The organism is Nocardia sp. NRRL WC-3656 (genome assembly GCF_000720265.1).
In the GTDB taxonomy this organism is placed as follows: Bacteria; Actinomycetota; Actinomycetes; order Mycobacteriales; family Mycobacteriaceae; genus Nocardia; species Nocardia nova.
Window position 1 is genome coordinate 73,722 of record NZ_JOJF01000004.1, and the last position, 20,040, is coordinate 93,761.

Annotated in this window: 15 protein-coding genes; 9 read left to right on the top strand and 6 right to left on the bottom strand. The window is 69.1% G+C overall.

Annotation, left to right across the window (positions count from 1 at the left end; translation table 11 throughout):
• Positions 1-74 precede the first annotated feature (74 nt).
• Together IG65_RS37665 and IG65_RS0107460 are read right to left on the bottom strand one after the other, a co-directional pair.
• A complete protein-coding gene (locus IG65_RS37665) occupies positions 75-983 on the bottom strand; it encodes a hypothetical protein (protein WP_030514097.1) in 909 nt (302 codons plus the stop codon).
• Positions 980-2,323, bottom strand: a complete 1,344-nt coding sequence (locus IG65_RS0107460) for a hypothetical protein (protein ID WP_197039799.1) — start codon at positions 2,321-2,323, stop codon at positions 980-982. Before IG65_RS0107460 ends, IG65_RS37665 begins: the two co-directional genes overlap by 4 nt.
• 161 nt (positions 2,324-2,484) lie before the next feature.
• Between IG65_RS0107460 and lon the strand changes: the two genes are divergently transcribed.
• Positions 2,485-4,929: an endopeptidase La gene (gene lon, locus IG65_RS0107465; RefSeq protein WP_030514099.1), complete on the top strand. Its 2,445-nt coding sequence runs from the start codon at positions 2,485-2,487 to the stop codon at positions 4,927-4,929.
• Between the two features lie 94 nt (positions 4,930-5,023).
• Here the strand turns inward: lon and IG65_RS35745 are convergent, their stop codons facing one another.
• From IG65_RS35745 to IG65_RS0107480, 3 genes are all read right to left on the bottom strand, one after another.
• Entirely contained in the window at positions 5,024-5,647 is a 624-nt protein-coding gene (locus IG65_RS35745; RefSeq protein WP_051755516.1) for a DUF1707 domain-containing protein, read from the bottom strand.
• A gap of 126 nt (positions 5,648-5,773) precedes the next feature.
• A complete protein-coding gene (locus tag IG65_RS0107475; protein ID WP_051755574.1) occupies positions 5,774-6,274 on the bottom strand; it encodes a PaaI family thioesterase in 501 nt (166 codons plus the stop codon).
• Positions 6,275-6,303: 29 nt separating this feature from the next.
• Positions 6,304-6,861, bottom strand: a complete 558-nt coding sequence (locus tag IG65_RS0107480; protein ID WP_030514102.1) for a TetR/AcrR family transcriptional regulator — start codon at positions 6,859-6,861, stop codon at positions 6,304-6,306.
• Positions 6,862-6,951: 90 nt separating this feature from the next.
• On the opposite strand from IG65_RS0107480, the gene IG65_RS0107485 reads away from it, so the two are divergent.
• The 6 genes from IG65_RS0107485 (at position 6,952) to IG65_RS0107510 (ending at position 14,162) form a co-directional block, all read left to right on the top strand.
• Complete coding sequence (locus IG65_RS0107485) at positions 6,952-8,112, top strand: DNA polymerase IV (protein WP_030514103.1); 1,161 nt, start codon at positions 6,952-6,954, stop codon at positions 8,110-8,112.
• Between the two features lie 113 nt (positions 8,113-8,225).
• Entirely contained in the window at positions 8,226-9,011 is a 786-nt protein-coding gene (locus tag IG65_RS0107490; RefSeq protein ID WP_030514104.1) for an enoyl-CoA hydratase/isomerase family protein, read from the top strand.
• A gap of 232 nt (positions 9,012-9,243) precedes the next feature.
• Entirely contained in the window at positions 9,244-11,169 is a 1,926-nt protein-coding gene (locus IG65_RS0107495) for a hypothetical protein (protein ID WP_369801484.1), read from the top strand.
• Between the two features lie 42 nt (positions 11,170-11,211).
• Positions 11,212-12,207 carry an oxidoreductase gene (locus IG65_RS0107500; protein WP_030514106.1) on the top strand — a complete coding sequence of 332 codons (996 nt, stop codon included), beginning with the start codon at positions 11,212-11,214 and terminating at the stop codon, positions 12,205-12,207.
• Between the two features lie 88 nt (positions 12,208-12,295).
• A complete protein-coding gene (locus IG65_RS0107505; RefSeq protein ID WP_030514107.1) occupies positions 12,296-12,868 on the top strand; it encodes a TetR/AcrR family transcriptional regulator in 573 nt (190 codons plus the stop codon).
• 82 nt (positions 12,869-12,950) lie between these two features.
• Positions 12,951-14,162 carry a Cmx/CmrA family chloramphenicol efflux MFS transporter gene (locus tag IG65_RS0107510; RefSeq protein WP_063833546.1) on the top strand — a complete coding sequence of 404 codons (1,212 nt, stop codon included), beginning with the start codon at positions 12,951-12,953 and terminating at the stop codon, positions 14,160-14,162.
• On the opposite strand, the gene IG65_RS0107515 is transcribed toward IG65_RS0107510, so the two are convergent.
• Positions 14,117-15,997, bottom strand: a complete 1,881-nt coding sequence (locus IG65_RS0107515; protein WP_030514109.1) for an ABC transporter ATP-binding protein — start codon at positions 15,995-15,997, stop codon at positions 14,117-14,119. The two genes, IG65_RS0107510 and IG65_RS0107515, sit on opposite strands and share 46 nt — an antisense overlap.
• A gap of 170 nt (positions 15,998-16,167) precedes the next feature.
• On the opposite strand from IG65_RS0107515, the gene IG65_RS0107520 reads away from it, so the two are divergent.
• Entirely contained in the window at positions 16,168-17,085 is a 918-nt protein-coding gene (locus IG65_RS0107520) for an NADP-dependent oxidoreductase (protein ID WP_228796162.1), read from the top strand.
• A gap of 35 nt (positions 17,086-17,120) precedes the next feature.
• Positions 17,121-19,892: an FAD-binding and (Fe-S)-binding domain-containing protein gene (locus tag IG65_RS0107525; protein ID WP_030514111.1), complete on the top strand. Its 2,772-nt coding sequence runs from the start codon at positions 17,121-17,123 to the stop codon at positions 19,890-19,892.
• The last annotated feature ends 148 nt before the right edge of the window (positions 19,893-20,040 follow it).

Below are 20,040 nucleotides of genomic sequence, written 5' to 3' on the forward strand. Positions count from 1 at the left end.
GGACGAGGTGAACTTTCCGTGCAAACCTCGACAGAAATGCGAGAAAACCGCACAAACCGGCGAGGTTTGCACGATCAGTGCACCGTCAGCCGAGGGTCGGGTTTCAGATGGGTGATCGACAGGTCACGGTGAGCGATGCCCGGTGCGCTCTCGTGGATCGGGCGGATCGCGTCGAGAACCGCCACCGCGGTGACATGGTCCGCGGGATGGGTTCCGGCGGTGTCGTGGAATTCGACCGTCGCCGTGCCGCGCGCGGTGCCGGTAGCCGTGGTCAGCCGATATCGCAGGGGCGCTGTGTCTTTCGCGCGGGCGGTCCAGGTCGACCGGTAGCTCAGTCGTGAGCCGAGTTCGCGTTCGATGATCACCGTGTCGACGATTCCGGTGTCCGTGGTGACGACTTCGATCGACAGCGTGGGCTCCGGTTCGGACCGCTCACCGAAGACCGCTTCCTCGAGCACCCGCAGTCCGGCTTCGTAGTAGCCGCTCACGGCCGCGGCGGCCATCTCCGCCCGTGCGGCGATGGACGTGCCGATGCCGGTGTCTTCCAGGCTGTTCCAGGGATGAATGCCGCATTCGGGAAGTGCGAGCTCCTCCTCGAGTTCGACGCGGCGGATATCGGCCGTGACCTCGGCCAGTGAGCGGGTGATCCGGGCGGCGAGCTGGGTCGGAAAGCCCCCTGTCGCATGGAATGTCGATCCTCCACGACGGGCGGCGTCCCGAATCTCGGCGAGCCCGTCGACCGGAAGGGCCGAGACGACATCCAGGCCGTCCGCCAGCAAGCGCAGCACCTTCGTGCTCGGATTCCCACCGGTTTCGTCCACGGTCGGCACGTAGACCACGCACTCGGTTTCCGTCGGTGCGGGCTGCGCCGCCGTGATCCGCCCGGCCGATCGCAGATCGGAGCGTGCGTCGATGCGGGCGGCGAGCAGGTCGGAGAGCGGCCCGGTGCCCAGCACCGCGACGGGAATGATCGGGGTGCTCATACGGTCTCCAGCCGATAGCGCGGATCCAGGTCGGGCATCACCACTCCCGGTGGTGCGGAACATAATTCGGGGACCGCGCTCAGCATCGCGCGCACCGAGATGTCGGTCACCGCGGACCAGTCGGCGCTGTAGGCCTCGTCGTCCATCTCGTTGCGCATCTCGATGCGGGCCGGGCTGCCGTCGAGGGTGATCACATGGCCGCCGGAGCGGCTGCGCGGATGGTCCGGTCCCAGATGCGCATTGCCGCCACCGACGTGCCAGCATTCGGAATTCGTCATGAACAGGCGGTCGCCGAGGTAGCCGCGATAGGTCATGTGGATCGCGCCGACGCTGCCGGGTTCGATCACGGTTCCGCCCGCTCGCACTCGCACCCGCGCGGGCACGGGAGAGAGGTGGCGTTCCACGCGCACCTCGTCCGGACCGGCGCCGAACAGCGCGTGCGCCACATTGCCGAGCACCGCGTCGAAGTAGAAGTGCTGCATCAGCCCGATCGCATGGTTGGTGTCCACCGCGCTCAACGGCATGCCGAAGCCGAGGCTTTCCAAACCGCCCCACATCCCGTCGGGTGCGGCCGAGAGGTCACCGACCTCCAGGAATCGCACCTCGGTGATCTCGTCCAGCAGGCCGGCCAGCCGCAGCAGCAACTGTTCGACCATCAGGCCCGGATGTAATCCCGTGCCGTGCAACGACACTCCGCCCGTCTCGCACGCAGCCTGCAACCGGCTGCCCAGCGCCCGCCGGGGCAGGGCGCGATCGACGATCGGGCCGGCCAGCCGTTCGAGGACCGGGCGCAACGGCCGCGCGGGCGCCGAATCCACGGCGCGCATCCCGGCCCGCAATGCCCGCAACGCTGGTCGCAGCCGGGCGCCGAACGCATCACCGGTGACCTTCATATCCGCCACCGTGCGCAGGACCGACAGCGGACTCCGCGAGGCGGAGAGCCAGGTCGGCATCGACGGATTGTGATAACTCGCCGCGGAGACGACGTTCTTGCCGGATTCCAGCAGATCGACGACGTCCGTGTCGGCGCCCTGGATCAGCGCGGGCGTGGTCGGGGTATGGACGACGCAATCGGCGTTCAAGGCGAGGATTTCGTCCTTCGAGGTCGTCGCCGCGACCCCCACCGGCGCCAGCCCGGCCAGTTCGCCGATATCCCGGCCGTGCTTGTGCGGACTGAACACCTTGACCCCGACCACCTCGAAGTCCGGCGATTCGAGCGCGGTCCGCAGCGCTCGCCCACCCATGTCCCCGGGCCCCCAGATCACGAGCCGATACGGACGCTCCACAACCGCCTCCTTGCCGTAGGTGACCTGTTTAACACAGTGAGACAGTTCTCGCATCACTCTCTTACGAGTCGCGTAGCCGCCGGTTATACCTCGTTCGCTGCCGGTGAACAGGGGGTTGGAACAACTCGGCATACCCTGTAGTTGAGTAGGTAGCGCTCAACCCTGGAGGCGAAGAAACACAGGATCCGGGGCATGCTTTGGAAGGGGCTGAATCTGTGAGTACTCCACAGCGTCTGCCGGTGCTGTTTCTGACCGATCCGGTCGTTTTGCCGGGCATGGTCGTCCCCATCGAGCTCGACGAATCGGCACAGGCCGCCATCGACGCCGCACGGGCCGCGAAGTCGGATTCCGTGTTGCTCGCACCGCGTCTGGACGAGGGCTATGCCGCCTACGGTGTGATCGCGACCATCGAACAGGTCGGCCGGATGCGCGGCGGCGCCGCTGCCGCGGTGTTGAAGGCCGAGCAGCGGGCGAAGATCGGACACGGCGTCACCGGTCCGGGCGCCGCGCTGTGGGTGGAGGCCGAACCGGTCGACACACCCGCACCCGACGCGCACACGAAGGAGCTGGCCGCCGAATACAAGCAGCTGGTCGTCTCGGTCCTGCAGCGTCGCGAGGCCTGGCAGGTCATCGATGTGGTCAACCGGCTGACCGACCCGTCGGCCCTGGCCGATACCGCCGGCTACGCGCCGTATCTGACCGCCGAGCAGAAGCGTGAACTGCTCGACACTCCCGATGTCGCCGAGCGCCTGACCCGGTTGATCGGGTGGACCAAGGACCACATCGCCGAGGTCGAGGTCACCGAGAAGATCAGTGAGGATGTGCGCGAGGGCGTCGAGAAGTCGCAGCGGGAATTCCTGCTGCGCCAGCAGCTCAACGCGATCCGCAAGGAGCTGGGCGAAGGCGAGCCCGACGGCGCGGACGACTACCGCACCCGGGTGGAGACCGCCGAGCTGCCCGACAACGTGCGCGAGGCCGCGCTGCGCGAGGTCGACCGGCTCGAGCGCAGCAGCGATCAGAGTCCGGAATCGGGCTGGATCCGCACCTGGCTGGATACCGTCCTGGATCTGCCGTGGTCGGTGAAAACCACCGACAGCACCGATGTTTCGGCTGCTCGTGCGGTGCTGGACGCCGATCATCATGGCCTGGAAGAGGTCAAGGACCGCATGGTCGAATACCTGGCCGTGCGCGCCCGCCGGGCCGCGCGTGGTCTGGAGGTCGTCGGCGGTCGTGGCTCCGGCGCCGTGATGGTGCTGGCCGGCCCTCCCGGTGTCGGTAAGACCTCGCTCGGCGAGAGCGTGGCGCGGGCCCTGGGCCGCAAGTTCGTGCGCGTCGCCCTGGGCGGTGTGCGCGACGAGGCCGAGATCCGCGGTCACCGGCGGACCTATGTCGGTGCCCTGCCCGGCCGGATCGTGCGTGCCATCAAGGAGGCGGGTTCGATGAATCCCGTTGTCCTGCTGGACGAGATCGACAAGGTCGGCTCGGACTTCCGGGGTGATCCGGCGGCCGCGCTGCTCGAGGTGCTGGATCCGGCGCAGAACCACACCTTCCGCGACCACTACCTGGATCTGGACCTGGATCTGTCCGATGTGCTGTTCATCGCGACCGCGAATGTCATGGAGACCATTCCCGGCCCGCTGCTGGACCGCATGGAACTGATCACCGTCGACGGGTACACCGAGGACGACAAGGTGGCCATCGCCCGCGACTTCCTGGTGCCCCGGCAGCTGGAACGGAATGCGCTGACCGCCGAGGAGGTGTCGTTCACCGACGAGGCGCTGCGGGAGATCGCCGCCAACTACACCCGGGAAGCCGGTGTGCGTCAGCTGGAGCGGCTGCTCGCGAAGGCGTTGCGCAAGGCGGCGACTCGACTGTCGCAGGACGAGTTCGGTGCGGAGACGGTCGCGGCGGAAGGTGATTCGGACGCCACGGTGATCGATCTGGGCTACGAGCCTGCGCTCGGTTACGGTGAAAAGCCCGGTGTGGCAGCAGGTTCCGAGCCGCTGGTGATCGGTCTGGGCGATCTGAAGGACTACCTGGGCCGTCCGCGCTTCACCCCCGATTCGGTGGAACGCACCTCGGTCCCCGGTGTGGCGACCGGCCTGGCCGTCACGGGTGCCGGTGGCGATGTCCTGTACATCGAGGCCAACGCCGCCGAGGGCGAACGCTCACTGACCCTGACCGGCCAGCTGGGTGACGTCATGAAGGAATCCGCGCAGATCGCACTGACCTATGTGCGCTCGCACCTGGAAGAGATTGGCATCGAGCCGAAGGTGCTGGATCGCAATATCCACATCCACTTCCCGGCGGGTGCGGTGCCCAAGGACGGTCCGTCCGCGGGCGTCACCATGGTTACCGCCCTGGTGTCGCTGGCCCTGGGCCGGCAGGTCCGTGCGGACGTCGGTATGACCGGCGAGGTCACGCTGAACGGCCGGGTCCTGCCGATCGGCGGCGTGAAGCAGAAGCTGCTGGCCGCCCAGCGTGCCGGTTTGAAGACGGTCTTCATCCCGGCCCGTAACGAGCCGGACCTGGACGAGGTCCCGGCCGAGGTGCTCGCCGCACTGGATGTCCGCCCCGTCGCCGACGTGGCCGACATCCTGGCCTACGCCATCGAACCGGTCGCCGAACCGGCCTACGAGGCATTCGCGGCCAGCGCCTGATCCGCAACGATCGGCCGTCACGAGTCGAGAGGCCGTTCACCTTTCCGGGTGAACGGCCTCTCGCCGTGTTCCGGCTCGCCTCCGGCCGTGCCGGTCACCGGCGCGCGCTGCGCAGCAACCAGGCCCAGAAGGAGCGGCGAGGCGGTTTCGGGTAGCGGGCGCGGATCGAGCCGGAGGTGATCGATCCGTCGATGCGCAGGGTCGGACAGCCGGGCAGCGGTGGTTCGGTCACCCGGTTCTTCGCGCTCCCGCTGACGAAGGACACCCGGTCCAGATCCACCTGCCAGCCGTGCGGCACCGTCAATCGCAGGCTGCCGGAGGCGATTCCGACGTGCACGTCCACGACGGCGTGCGGGCAGATCGCCTCGGTGAAGTCCAGGCGCACCGAACCGGAGGCGGCGGAGACGGTGATCTCGGCGGGCACGATCCACTGACCGTCCTTGCGCAGCGACCCACTGACCGTGCTCAGCACCAGCGGTTCGCGCGCGGCCGCCACCGGCAGATCGGCGGTGACCGCCGCGAGCTCCTCGCGGGTGTTCGCCGCATAAGCGGTGGCCAGGCGCCGGTCGAGCTCGGTGAGATCGAGGGAGCCGTCGTTCAGGGCCAGTTGCAGCAGGCGCTCCACCTGGGCGCGTTCGTGGTCGGTGATACGGGTACGCACCGCGGGCGCCGGGTCGTTGCGGGCGATGTCCGGGCTGTGGTCCTGGGGTTCGGTCATCGGCACATCCTCTTGGTCGCGATGCCGAAAATCCTACGGTCGTTGCGTCGATCCGAACATCCGCCGGCGGCCGATACCAGCGGCCCGCAAGCGATGACCTACTGCCCGGGTGGACTGCCGCCGCGCTTACGCACCACCCGCGCCGGCATGCGAACCGTTGCCGGGCAACACGCGCTCGACCACGCGCACAGTGCCCTGCGCCACCGCACACAATGTGCTGGAACCCTCGCTGTCGCAATAGATCTCGCACCGCGTGACCGCTTGGCGGCGGGTGGCGTCGGTGACCGTGGCCCGTGCCCGCAGCCGGCCACCTCGTGCTGGCCGCAGATAGGTGACGGTGAAACCGCCGGTCAGCACATTCGGGCCGAGAGCGGACCCGGCGGCGAAGGTGAGCGCGTTGTCGGCCAGATAAGCGAGCACGCCGCCGTGGACGAAACCGAACTGCTGCGCGTGCTCGGGAGCCACCTCGACCACCAATGTGGCCGTCCCGTCGGCGAATTCGGTGATCTCGGTGCCCACGTGCTGCGCGAACGGTTGCGCGGCCAGCACCGCGCGAGCCTGGTCGAACGTCAGTTTCTCCGTCGCCGCACTCTCGGTGGGGCTGTCGGTCCGTGTCGCAGGTTTCATGGTCACGTCCTTTGCTGTCGAATCCGTGGTCATCGATCGCCGCGCAGCGATTTCCATGCCGCCGCTGCCAATTCCGCCGCGACATCGATCGGCGCGGTCCGGATACCGCCCCCGAGCCATTGCCGCGAATACTCCTGTGCCGGCCCCAGCCACAGCGCGTACAGCACGTCGAAGTCCAGTTCGCGCACCGCGCCGTAGCGGGCATGGGTGCGCCACCAGCGCGCAACCGAGGTGAGGAATTCCCGGTTGCTGTCGCTGTCGCGTACTCCGGGCGGCCTCGGTGAGATGAGAATCGTTGCGCGGTATCGGTTGTCGGTCACCCACCGCAGATGCTCGACGACGCCCGCGGTCACGCCCTGCTCGGCATCGGCGCTGTCGGCGATGCTCGTCCAGAAATGCCGCTGGTAGTCGGCCAATGCGTTGGCCCACACCTGCCGGTACAGATCGGCCTTGTCCGGGAAGTGGTGGTAGAGCGCGCCGACGCTGGCATCGGCGTCGGCCCTGATCCGGCTCAGCGTCGCCTCGAGCGCCCCGTGCTCGGCGAACTGCCGCTCGGCCGCGAGCAGCAACCGATCCCGAATCTTCATAACCAGAATTTAGTTCTGTTCTCGAGCGAGCGCAAGGCGCTACCTGCGAAGTTCCCCCGGCTGTCGGTGCCGTGCGGTAAGAACGGACTCGTGGCCAGGTGGCTGTTGCACGTCGACCTCGACCAATTCCAGGCGGCGGTGGAGTTCCGCCGCCATCCCGAGCTGCGCGGGCAGCCGGTGATCGTCGGCGGCAACGGCGACCCGAACGAACCGCGCAAGGTGGTCACGTGCGCGTCGTATCCGGCGCGGGCCTTCGGCGTGCGAGCCGGAATGCCGCTGCGTACCGCTGTCCGCAAATGCCCGGACGGAGTGTTCCTGCCCTTGGACATGACCACCTACGAGGAGGCGTCCGACGAGGTCATGGAGGTGCTGCGGAGCTTTCCGGTGCGGGTCGAAGTGCTGGGCTGGGACGAGGCCTTCCTCGCCGCCGACACCGACGATCCCGAACAGCTCGCTCGCGAAATCCGCAGTGCGATAGCGACATTGAACCTCACCTGCTCGATAGGTATCGGCGACAACAAATTGCGCGCGAAACTGGCGACCGGATTCGCGAAGAGCGTCGGCAAAGGCGAGGACGCCACGGGCCCGAACAGCACGGCCTCGAAGGGTGTGATCCCAGCTGCGGAAGAAGCGGTGGGACAGGAGAATTCGCACAGCGAGGCAGCGGGGGCACCTCCGACCGCCGGCCTCGGTGCGGGCATCTTCCGGCTCACCGCCGAGAACTGGAACGAGCTCATGGCGCACCGGCCGACCAGCGCGCTGTGGGGTATCGGCAATCGCATCGCGCAGCGAATGTCGGCCCTCGGTATCGACACCGTCGCCCAGCTCGCGGCCGCCGACCGGAATGTCCTGGCCGCCGAATTCGGCCCCACCACCGGTCCCTACCTCTGGGTTCTCGGCCACGGCGCCGGTGACACCGATGTGGTGACCGAGCCGCGAATCCCGGTGGGCCGCAGTAGATCCGAAACCTTCCCGCACGATCTGACCGATCGCGAGGAGATTCGTGCGCAGGTGGCGCGGCTGGCCCGCGAGGTCGCCGAGGAGATGGCCGCGGCCGGCCGGATCGGCACGCGGGTGGGAGTCACCGTGCGTACCAACACCTTCTATACCCGCACCAAGCAGAAGAAGTTGCCCGAACCGACGATCGACGCGGAGGCGATCACCACGGTCGCACTCGAGATCATCGACCGTTTCGAACTCGATCGGCCGGTCCGGCTGCTCGGGGTGCGACTCGAACTCGTCCCGCAATAGAAGAGCCGCCGCGTTTCCGTGCCGGGATGTCGGATATGCCTCGGTGGTGGCGGCGTCGCGCGCAGTGCGGCCGTTTGTCATGCTGGGCCCGCAGACTCGACCGAAAGGCAGCCATGAGCGAGTACGAGACGATCACCTTCGAGCGGACCGGCCCCGTCGCCCGGATCACCCTGAACCGGCCGAAGGCCGCCAACGGTATCGACCACGTCCTCGGCCGGGAACTGGCCGATATCGCGGGACAGTGCGTGGACGATCCGGCGCTGAAGGTCGTCGTGCTGACCGGTGCCGGCAGGTTCTTCTCCGCCGGTGGCGACCTCAAGGCGATGGCTGCCCAGGGCGGCGGCGCCGGCCACTACGTCAAGGGACTGGCCGACGACCTGCACGAGGCCCTCTCGTCGTTCGCCCGGATGGACGCCCTGCTCGTCGTGGCGGTCAACGGTGTGGCCGCGGGCGCCGGCTTCAGCCTGGCGATGGCCGGTGATCTGGTCCTCGCGGGCGAATCGGCGGCATTCACCATGGCCTACACCCGGGCCGGACTGAGTCCGGACGGCGGTGCCTCCTACTATCTGCCCCGCCTGATCGGCCTGCGCCGCACGCAGGAGCTCATGTTCACCAACCGCACCCTGACCGCGGCCGAGGCGCTGGACTGGAATCTCGTGCATCGCGTGGTGCCGGATGCCGAACTCGCTTCCGCCGTGGACGAAGTGGTCGCGGAATTCGCGGCGGGGCCCCGGCATTCGAATGCCAGCGTCAAGAAGCTCCTGCTGGTGAGCTCCTCGCACACGCTCGAGGAGCAGACCGCACGCGAGGCGGCGTTCATCTCGGCCTGTGCCGATTCGCCCGACGGCACCGAGGGCATCGCGGCATTCCTCGGCAAGCGCGCCCCCGTCTTCGAGTGAGGGCCTGACCGTCGCCGCGAGCGAGCCCGGTCGTGGGCCACTAGGGTGGGGTGCCATGTTCTCCGCGCCCGGCTTCGCACGCGGGTGGGTCCCGGCGCGGTCGCCTCGTCGGCCGGGCGACGGGCACGAAGACCGCGGCGACGGACCCCCGGACCGCAACGATCGCGGGAGTGCTCCTCTCGGCGCCGTTGCGCAGGTCGCCTCGTCCGGCACCCGATACCGGCCGAGGGAGGTGGCCCCGGACGGCTCGCCCGCCGCGGACCACGCTGGATCGGCGCCCGCGCTGCGCGTCGTTTCCACCGGTCTGCGCACGGTGATCCGTCGTCCCGTTCTACTGGTGGCGGTGCTGCTGATCCTCGCGCAGCTCGGGCTGCGCGGCTGGGTGGCCGGGCGCGGCTACTTCTACTGGGACGACCTCATTCTGGTGGGCCGCGCCGACCGCTATCCGCTCTGGTCCGCCGATCTGCTGCTCTACGACCACGACGGCCATTTCATGCCGCTGGCCTTCGCGACCGCGTGGGTGGTGACCCGGATCGCGCCGCTGCAGTGGGCCGGGCCGATGGTGACCATGGTGCTGCTGCAGCTCGCGGCCTCGGTCGCGGTGCTGCGCATGCTGCTGGTGCTCCTTCCACGGCGATCCGGTGCCCTGCGCTGGGCGGTGCTGATTCCGTTGATCGGCTATCTGTCCAGTCCCCTGACCCTTCCGGCATTCGCCTGGTGGGCGGCCTCACTCAACGCGCTGCCGCTGCAGTTCGCGCTGGCCTGGGTGATCGCGGATGCGGTGCTGCTGGTGCGCACGGGACGCGGGCGCTATGCGATCTCCGGTCTGCTGGTGCTGATCGTGGGACTGTTGTTCTTCGAGAAAGCAGTGGTGGTGCCGTTCGTCGCCTTCGCCGTCGCGGTGCTGGAGCGCTATATCGTCGGCGCCCGCACCGTCGATGCCGCGCATACCGATGAGGCCGAGCCGACGGGTGATCATGCCGACCCGAGTGCCTGGGCGGCGGTTCGCGACGTGGCGCGCGCCGGAGCGGCGCTGTGGGCCGGTTCGGCGTTGATTCTCGCGGGCTGGGTCGCGGCCTATCTCACCGTCGCCGACCACATCGCGGTGGACACCAGCCTGGCCGGGGCGCGGCGACTGCTCCACAGCGCCATCTCCTTGGGGATCGTCCCGACCCTGCTCGGCGGGCCGTGGGTATGGGCGCGCTGGCTGCCGTCGACACCGTGGGCCACGCCCCCGGGGTGGACCGTCGTGCTCGCCTGGCTGATCCTCGCCGCGGTGGTTCTGGTGACGCTGCGACTGCGCCGCCGCGTGCTACCGGTGTGGGTCCTGGTCGCGGGATACGTTCTGGTCGTTCAGCTTCCGATCGTGCTGATCCGCGGCGGGCCGAACACCGCCGCCGAACTCATGCAGTCGCTGCGCTACCTGGCCGATGTCGCCGTGGTGCTGGCGGCGGCGATCGCGCTGCTGCTTGCCGCCCGTCCCCGCCGCCCTCGTTCGGAGAGTCGCGTGGCCGGACCGCGGGTCGCGGCGATCGGGCTGACCGCGGCGTTCGTGGTCAGCAGCGTGTGCACGACCGTATCGTTCGCCCGGTCGTGGGAGATCTCGCCGACGCGCACCTACCTCACGAATGCCCATGCCGCACTGGCGGATCGCCACGGCGCCCCGCTGCTGGAGCAGGAGGTGCCGTGGGGGGTGCTGACGCCGATGACCTATCCGCAGAATCTCATCGCGCAGGTGCTCGGGCCGATCGCCGGCCCCGGGGCGTTCGGTGTCGCCACGCCGCAGCTGCGGATGCTCACCGACGACGGGACGCTGGTAGACGCGTCGGTGTGGTGGAACCGCCGGATTCTGGCGGGCCCCGAACCCGGCTGCGGATATCGCGTCGACGGCGCCGAGCCGGTGGCCCTGTGGCTCGACGGGCCGATGCTGGACCACGGCTGGACCGCGCAGATCAACTATTTCGCCAACCGCGACGGCCGGATCACCGTGGCTCTCGAGCACGGCGACGTCGTGGTGGCGCCGGTGCGAGCAGGTGTGCACACCGTCTTCGTCCATCTCGTCGGCGGCGGCGAGATCGTGCGAATCGGCTCGCGCACAACGGGTTTGAACGTGTGCATCGGGGTGGGACCGGTGGGCGTGGCGGCATTCGGCCGCTGACTGCCATAGCCGTGGAGCATCGGTCCCCCTATGCTCGGACGCATGCAGTTCCAGGCGATGGTTGCGCATGAGACCGACGACGGCGTGGTACTGGCCCGCGAGGAGGTGGGCGAGGATTTCCTCGGGCCGGGCACGGTGACGATCAAGGTGCACTATTCGAGTGCGAACTTCAAGGACGGGCTGGCCATCACCCCGCGCGGCGGTGTGGTGCGCAAGTACCCGATCATTCCCGGTATCGACCTGACCGGCGAGGTGGTCGCCTCCGAGGACGCCGCCTTCACGGTGGGTGATCTCGTGATCGCGCACGGGTACGAGATCGGCGTCGCGCACAACGGCGGCTTCGCCGAATACGCGCGCGTGCCGGCCGAATGGGTGGTCAAGCTGGAGGGGCTGAGCCCGCGCGAGGCAGCGGCCCTCGGCACCGCGGGATTCACCGCGGCCATGAGTGTGCAGGCACTGCTCGATCGCGGCCTGAATCCCGGTGACGGGCCGGTGCTGGTGACCGGCGCGACCGGCGGCGTCGGCAGTGTCGCGGTGGATATCCTGTCCGGCCTCGGCTACGAGGTCACCGCCTCCACCGGGAAGACCGATGTCGGCGAGCTGCTGTCCACCCTCGGCGCGGCCGCGGTGATCGGCCGTCTGCCCGAGGATCCGGATGCCAAGCCTCGTCCGCTGGGTAAGGCGCAGTGGGCCGGCGCGGTCGACAGCGTCGGCGGAAAATCGCTGGCCCACATCCTCAGTACCGTCCGCTACGGCGGGTCGGTGGCGGTCAGCGGGCTGACCGGTGGGACCGAACTTCCCACCACCGTCATGCCGTTCATCCTGCGCGGGGTCAGTCTCCTCGGCATCGATTCGGTGAACTTCCCGATCGAGCAGCGGCGCGCGCTGTGGGCCCGGCTCGGCAAGGACCTGAAGCCACGGCATCTGTCGACGCTGGAGCATGTCGCGCCGATCACCGAGGCGGAAGCGGTACTGCACGCCATTCGCAGCGGTCACCACTCCGGGCGCACCGTCCTCGCTGTGGCCGGCGAATTCTGATCGAGCGGGCGGGCGTCCGGATCGGACGTCCGCCGCTCGCTCGCCTCAGTTTTGTACTGATCTATCCAAAATGTGTTAGCGTGAGCACATGGCACGACCCAAGCAGTTCGACGAGCCGGGCGCGGTGGAAGCGGCCATGCGAGCCTTCTGGAGCGCCGGTTACGAGGGCACGTCCACTCAGGACCTCTGCGCGGCCACCGGTTTGGGCCGCTCGAGTATCTACAACACCTTCACCAGTAAGCACAATCTGTTCGAGCGGGCACTGCGGCGGTACATGGAGACCAAGAACGCCGACACGTTCGCCTTGCTCGACGGTCCCGGATCGGTGCGCGACAAGATCGAGGCGCTGCTGTGGCGGGTGGTGGATGCGCCCGACGACGATCCACTGGGATGTCTGGTCGTGAATACGACGGTGGAGATGGGCCCCCGTGACCCGGAGGTCGCCGCGATGCTGCGTGCCGACCTCGACCGTCGGATGTCCGCCCTGGTCGGCGTGATTCGCGCCGGACAGTCGTCGGGTGAGATCGATGGGCGAGCCGATCCGTCCGATCTGGCCCAATTCGTCGTCGCCACCATCGGCGGTATGCGAGTCGCGGCGCGCGGCGGCGCCTCCCGGGAAACGTTGGCCGGTATCGCCGAAGTCGCCCTGCGCTGTCTCTGATCGACCCACCGGCCCGGCCGTCACTCGCGTTCACGCACGCCTTCGTTTTGAACTGAATGATCCAAAATCGGAAGGAAACGAAATGCCCTCGGCGGTATACATAGTCGGCCTGGCGATCTTCGCGCAGGGCACGTCCGAGATGATGCTGTCCGGCCTGCTCACGGGAATGGCCGCCGATCTCGGCGTGACCGTTCCGCAGGCCGGACTGCTGATCTCGGCCTTCGCCGTCGGCATGCTGGTGGGCGCGCCGATTCTGGCCGTCGTCACGGCGCGCTGGTCGCGGCGAACCGCGCTACTCGCGTTTCTCGCCGTCTTCGTCGCCACCCACGTCGTCGCGGCGCTGACCTCCGACTACGGCGTCCTTGTCGGCACGCGCGTCGTCGGCGCCTTCGTCTACGCGGGTTTCTGGTCGGTGGCCTCGGCAACGGCGGTCGGGATGGTGCCGCCGACGGCTCGTGGGCGTGCGATGAGCGTCGTCGCGGGCGGGCTCACCATCGCGACCATCCTCGGACTACCGGCGGGCACCTTCATCGGTCAGCATCTGGGCTGGCGGGCGGCGTTCTGGACCGTGGCGGCCGCATGTGCGCTGGTGATGGTCGCGGTGGCGATCGCGGTGCCCGAACAACGCGCCGAGCAGGTACCGCCGGTGCGAAAGGAATTGCGCGCCTTGACAACCCGACCGGTGGCACTGCTGTACGGCACCACCGTGACGGCCACCGCCGCGCTGCTGGTCACCTTCGGCTACCTCGGCGCGCTGCTCACCGAGACGACCGGGATCGGCGAGAACTGGGTACCGGTGGTGCTGGGGATCTACGGGCTCGGCTCCTTCGCCGGCATCGCGATCGGCGGACGCACCGCGGATGCCCATCCACTCCGCAGCCTCACCGTCGGCATCTCGGGCCTGGTCCTGGCCTCCGCGGTGCTGGCGCTCACCGCGCACTACTGGCCGGCGGTCGCCGTGGCGTCGTTCCTGCTGGGCGCCTTCGGCTTCGGTACCAATCCGGTGTTGAACAGCCGGGTCTTCACCCTCGCGCCGGCCGCCGGAACACTCGGCGCGGCGGGCAATGTGATGGCGTTCAACGTCGGCATCACGCTCGGCCCCTGGCTGGGCGGACTCGCCATCGGCGCCGGCGCGGACTACTCGGCGGTGGCCTGGATCGGCGCGGGGCTGGGCGTGCTCGCGCTGGGCCTGGTCGGGCTGAGCCGGACCGCGGGCGGAGGTGCGAACCGCACCTCCGCGCTGATCCCTTATGCCGCAGCAACTTCCGTATCGTCGGCGAACTGGGTGCGGTAGAGCTCGGCGTATCTTCCCTCTTCGGCGAGCAGTTGCGCATGACTGCCCCGCTCGACGATCCGCCCGTCCTCGATCACCAGGATCTCGTCCGCATTCCGGATGGTCGACAGCCGGTGCGCGATGACCAGGGCGGTCCGCCCTTCCAGCGCCTCGGTCAGGGCCTCCTGCACCGCGGCCTCGGAGGTGGAATCCAGGGAGGCGGTGGCCTCGTCGAGGATGACGACCCGCGGCTGTTTGAGCAGCAGCCGGGCGATGGTCAACCGCTGGCGTTCGCCGCCGGACAACCGGTATCCGCGTTCGCCGACCACGGTGTCCAAACCGTCGGGCAGCGCGTCGATCACCGCGCGCAACCGTGCCCGCTCCAGTGCATCCCACAACTCCGCCTCGCTCGCCTCGGGCCGGGCGAGCAACAGATTGGCGCGAATGCTGTCGTGGAACAGGTGGCCGTCCTGGGTGACGAGTCCGACCGTGTCCTGAATCGAGCGCGTGCTCAGCTCCCGCACGTCGACACCGTTGAGCTTCACCGCGCCGTCGTCCACGTCGTAGAGCCGCGAAACCAGTTGCGCGATGGTCGATTTGCCCGCGCCCGAGGATCCGACCAGGGCGATCATCCGCCCCGGCTCGGCATGCAGCGAAATATCGTGCAGCACCTCGCTGCCGCCGCGATGGTCGAGCGTCGAGACATCCTCCAGCGACGCCAGCGAGACCTTGTCGGCCGACGGATAACCGAAACGCACGCGGTCGAATTCGACCGACACCGGTCCCGCCGGAACCGCCACCGCATTCGGCGCATCCTGGATCAGCGGCTTCAGATCGAGAATTTCGAAGACCCGCTCGAAGCTCACCAGCGCCGACATGATGTCCACCCGAGCGCTGGCCAGCGCCGTCAGCGGGGTGTAGAGCCGGGTCAGCAGCAGCGAGAGCGCGACCACCGCACCGGCATCGAGCTGTCCGCGCAGGGCGTACCAGCCGCCGAGGCCGTAGACCAATGCCACGGCGAGCGCGGATACCAGCGTCAACGCGGTGACGAACACCGTCTGCAGCATCGCCGTCCGCACGCCGATATCGCGTACCCGCCCGGCGCGCACCGCGAATTCCGCGGACTCCTGATCCGGGCGTCCGAACAGTTTCACCAGCGTCGCGCCGGGAGCCGAGAACCGCTCGGTCATCTGGGTGCTCATCGAGGCGTTGAGCTGGGCGGCCTCGCGCTGGATGCTCGCGATCCGGGTGCCCATCTTGCGGGCGGGGAACATGAACAGCGGCAACAGGATCAGTGCCAGCAGGGTGATCTGCCAGGACAGCCGCACCATCACCACCACGGTCAACAGCAGCGTCACGATGTTGGTGACCACGCCGGACAGGGTCGTGCTGAACGCCCGCTGGGCGCCGATCACGTCGTTGTTGAGCCGGCTGACCAGCGCCCCCGTGCGGGTGCGGGTGAAGAAGGCGACGGGCATCTTCTGCACGTGGTCGAACACCGCGGTGCGCAGATCGAGAATCAACCCCTCCCCGATCCGCGCGGACAGCCACCTGATCACGATGCCCAGGCCCGCGTCCAGCACGGCCACCAGTGCGATCACCGCCGCGAGGGTGAGGACCGAGCGCGGCGCGGCATGGCCCACGATGTCGTTGACCACTCGCCCGGCCAGCACCGGGTTGGCCACCGTGAGCAATGCCGACGCGACGCTGAAGACCAGGAAGCCGATGAGCTGAGCTCGATGCGGGCGCGCGAATCGCAGAATGCGCGCGGCCGTCTCCCGGCGCAGACCACGCCGCTGCTGAGGTGCGTGCGCCTGCCGGTACAGCTGACTCCACGCTACCGATTCGATGCTCATCCGCATCTCCTTCCGCTGCCGGATTCATTGAACTCCGGGCCACCGACATTAAGACCTCAACAAAGGTTGAGAGCAAGTAGTCCCGGTTCGCCACGGGCGAAACGCGCCGGGCGACGGGCGCTGCGGCGCTGCGCTCGGCCGCGGTCCGTCCGCCTCCTAAGGTCGACATCATGTCGTCGAACCACAGCATGCGAGCGATCCAGTACGAGCGAGTGGGTGGACCCGAGGTGCTGACGCAGGTGGAGGTGCCGATTCCGGACCCGGCCGGAGAGCAGGTGCGGGTGGCGATCCGGGCCGCCGGCGTCAATCCGGCCGATTGGAAGATGCGCGCCGGCCTGATGCCCGGTCCGCCCGGATTCCCGCGCCGCGCCGGATTCGAGATCGCGGGTGTGGTCGACGCCGCCGGCCCCGACGCCCGGTTCCGGCCGGGTGACGAAGTGCTGGGCTGGGCACAGGGTGGCGGCTACGCGGAGTACGCGCTGGGCACCCAGCTCGTCGCCAAACCGGCGGAGCTGTCCTTCCCCGAGGCCGCGGCGATCCCGGTCGCCGCCAATACGGCCGGTACCGGACTGGACGAACTGGCCGTGAAATCGGGCGAGACGGTGGTGGTGAACGGCGCCTCGGGCGCGGTCGGCGCGTTCGTGGTGCAGCTGGCCCGGGCGCGCGGGGCCACGGTCGTCGGCACCGCCTCGGCCGCCAATCAGGAGGTCGTGCGCACGCTGGGTGCGGTGCCGACCACCTACGGTCCCGGCGTCGCCGACCGCGTGCGCGAGCTGGCCCCGCGCGGGGTCGACGCGGTCTACGACTGTGCCGGTCACGGATTCCTGGACGCCGCAATCGAATTGCGGGGCGGAACCGATCGGATCATCACCATCGCCGACGGCGCCGCCGCCGACAAGGGCGTCACCTTCTTCGCTCGCACCGGCGGCCCCGCCCTCGACATCGTGGCCCGCGTCGCGCAGCTCGTCGCCGCGGGGGAATTCCGCCTGCCCGGCGCCGCACGGACGTACCCGCTGTCCGAGGCCGCCGCCGCCCAGCGCGACAGCGAAACCGGCCACGGACTCGGCAAAATCGTCCTGCTCCCGTAGCCGCTCCGGAGAACTTCGCGTTCTACGCTGGCGATATGACCGACTCCTGGGTGCGGGCTTTGCGCGACCGGATCGACGGCGAGGTCGACGACGATGCCCGACGCCGCGCGGAGTATTCCTCGGACGCCTCGAACTACCGCGTCCTCCCGGCGGCGGTGATCTACCCGCGCGGGGACGAGGATGTGGCCACGGCCGTGCGGTTCGCCCGCGAGGAAGGCAGGCCGATCACCGCGCGCGGTGGCGGAACCTCCGTGGCGGGCAATGCGATCGGGCCCGGACTGGTCCTCGACTTCAGCCGGTACATGAACGCCGTACTGTCGATAGACGCCGACCGTCGCTGCGCCCGGGTGCAGCCGGGGGTCGTGCTGTCCGGCCTGCAACAGGCCGCCGGCCGGCACGGCCTGCGACTGGGCCCCGACCCGTCGACGCAGAACCGCTGCACGCTCGGCGGCATGATCGGTAACAATGCCTGCGGCCCCCGCGCGGTGGCCTGGGGACGCACCTCCGATACCGTGCGTGAGCTGCGCATTTTCGACGGCACCGGCGCCGAGCGCGGCCTGGGCACCGATCTGTCGGTGGTGGCGGGGCTGGCCGAGTTCACCCGCCGCAATCTGGCGACGCTGCGCACCGAGTTGGGCCGGTTCGACCGGCAGGCCTCGGGATACGGACTGCAGTACCTGACTCCCGAACGCGGCGCGTCGATCGCCAAGGCATTCGTCGGGTCCGAGGGCACCTGCGGCCTCGTGCTCGACGCGACCGTGGATCTGGTCCCGTTGCCGAGCGCGACCGCGGTCGCGGTCCTCGGATATCCCGATATGCCCGCCGCCGCCGACGACGTGAAAGCCGTCATGGCGGGCCGGCCGATCGCGGTCGAGGGCTTGGACGCCCGCCTGGTGGATGTCGTGCGCGCGCACGGACGCCCGGTACCCGAACTACCCGCCGGCGGCGCGTGGCTGTTCGTCGAATTCGCCGGGGACACCGCGGAATCCGCCTACGAGAGTGCGGCCGCGGTCACCACCGCCTGCGCCGCACTCGACACCCGGATCGTCACCGACTTGCGAACCGCGGCCCGGCTGTGGCGGATTCGCGCCGACGGCGCCGGCCTCGCCGGGCGCACACCCGCGGGCGAACCGGCCTGGCCGGGCTGGGAGGACGCCGCGGTCCCGCCCGAACGGCTCGGTGACTACCTTCGCGATTTCGATCGGCTGATGCGTGATCACCGGGTGGACGGCCTGCTGTACGGCCACATCGGTGACGGGTGCATCCACGTCCGGCTGGATCTCCCGATCGCCCGCGCGCCACAACGGTTCCGCGACTTCCTGTTCGACGCCACCGATCTGGTGGTGCGCTACGGCGGATCGGCCTCCGGTGAACACGGGGACGGCCGCGCCCGTTCGGAACTGCTGTCGCGCATGTACTCACCGGACGCCTTGCGTGTATTCGCCGAATTCAAAGGGCTTTTCGATCCGGACGCGATCCTGAACCCCGGCGTTCTGGTCCGCCCCGCGCCGGTCGACACCGGTCTGCGTCTGCCCGGGCTGCGCCCGGTTCCGGATGCGGGCGGTTTCGCATTCACCGCCGACGGCGATATCGGCACGGCGGTACACCGCTGCGTCGGGGTCGGAAAATGTCGCGCCGACACTCGCGCGACCGGCGGTTTCATGTGCCCGTCCTACCTCGCCACCGCGGACGAGAAGGACAGCACCAGGGGCCGGGCTCGCGTGCTGCAGGAGGTGGTCCGAGGCGCGCTCGACTGGCGCGACGAGGCGGTCGCGCAGTCGCTGGACCTGTGCCTGTCGTGCCGGGCCTGCTCCTCCGACTGCCCGGCCGGTGTCGATATGGCGACCTACAAATCCGAGACGCTGTATCGCGCGTACCGGGGACGGCCGCGCCCGATCGACCACTATGTGCTCGGCCGGTTGCCGCAGTGGCTGGCGGTGGGCACCAGGATGCCCCGAACCGTGAACGCGCTCACCGGCATTCGATGGTTACGGCGCGCGGGTATGCGCGTGGCCGGAATGGATCCGCGGCGTCCCGCGCCGCGACTGGCGCCGCGCTCGTTCCGCAGCCGGTGGGCGGACCGCGGAAGCGACCGGCATCCGGACGGCCCGGTGGCGATGCTGTGGATCGACAGCTTCACCGATGCCTTCGCGCCGGAAATCGGCTGGGCCGCAGTGGAACTCGTGGAATCGGCCGGATACCGGGTCCGCATCCCGGAGCGCCGGGTGTGCTGTGGCCTCACCTGGATCAGCACCGGCCAGCTCGACGGGGCGCGGCAGCGATTGCGAGCCGCCCTGGACGCACTCGACGACCACGTTCGACAGGGCGGCCCGGTGATCGGCCTGGAGCCCTCGTGCACGGCGGCGCTGCGAGCGGATCTCCCGCAGTTGCTACCCGACGATCCGCGCGCGGCGAGTACCGCCCGGGCCGTGCGCACCCTCGCCGAATTCCTGACGGAGCAACCGGATTGGCAGCCACCGGACCGATCGGGCGAGTCGGTGGTGCTGCAGCCGCATTGTCATCAGCATGCCGTGACAGGGTTCGACGCCGATCGGCGGCTATTGCGGCGAACGGGGGCCGAGATCACCGAAATCAGTGGATGCTGTGGACTTGCCGGGAACTTCGGAATGCAATCCGGACATTACGAGATTTCCGTCGCGGTAGCGGAGGGTGGATTACTCCCGGCATTACAGGCGGCCGATCCGGAGACCGCCTTCCTGGCGGACGGATTCTCGTGCCGCACCCAGGCCGATCACCTGGCCGGGCGCCGGGGCCGTCACCTCGCGCAATATCTGACTGATCGATGATTCAGATGGCGGGAGGTCGCACCGGTGATTCACCGCGCACGCCCGCCGCGCCGAGTGGCGGCGGGCGCGGGCGGTGCCGGGTCAGCTACCGAACGGCAGGGTGCCCGGAGGGATCTGGTAGCCCGAGCTACCGGCGGATACTCCGCCC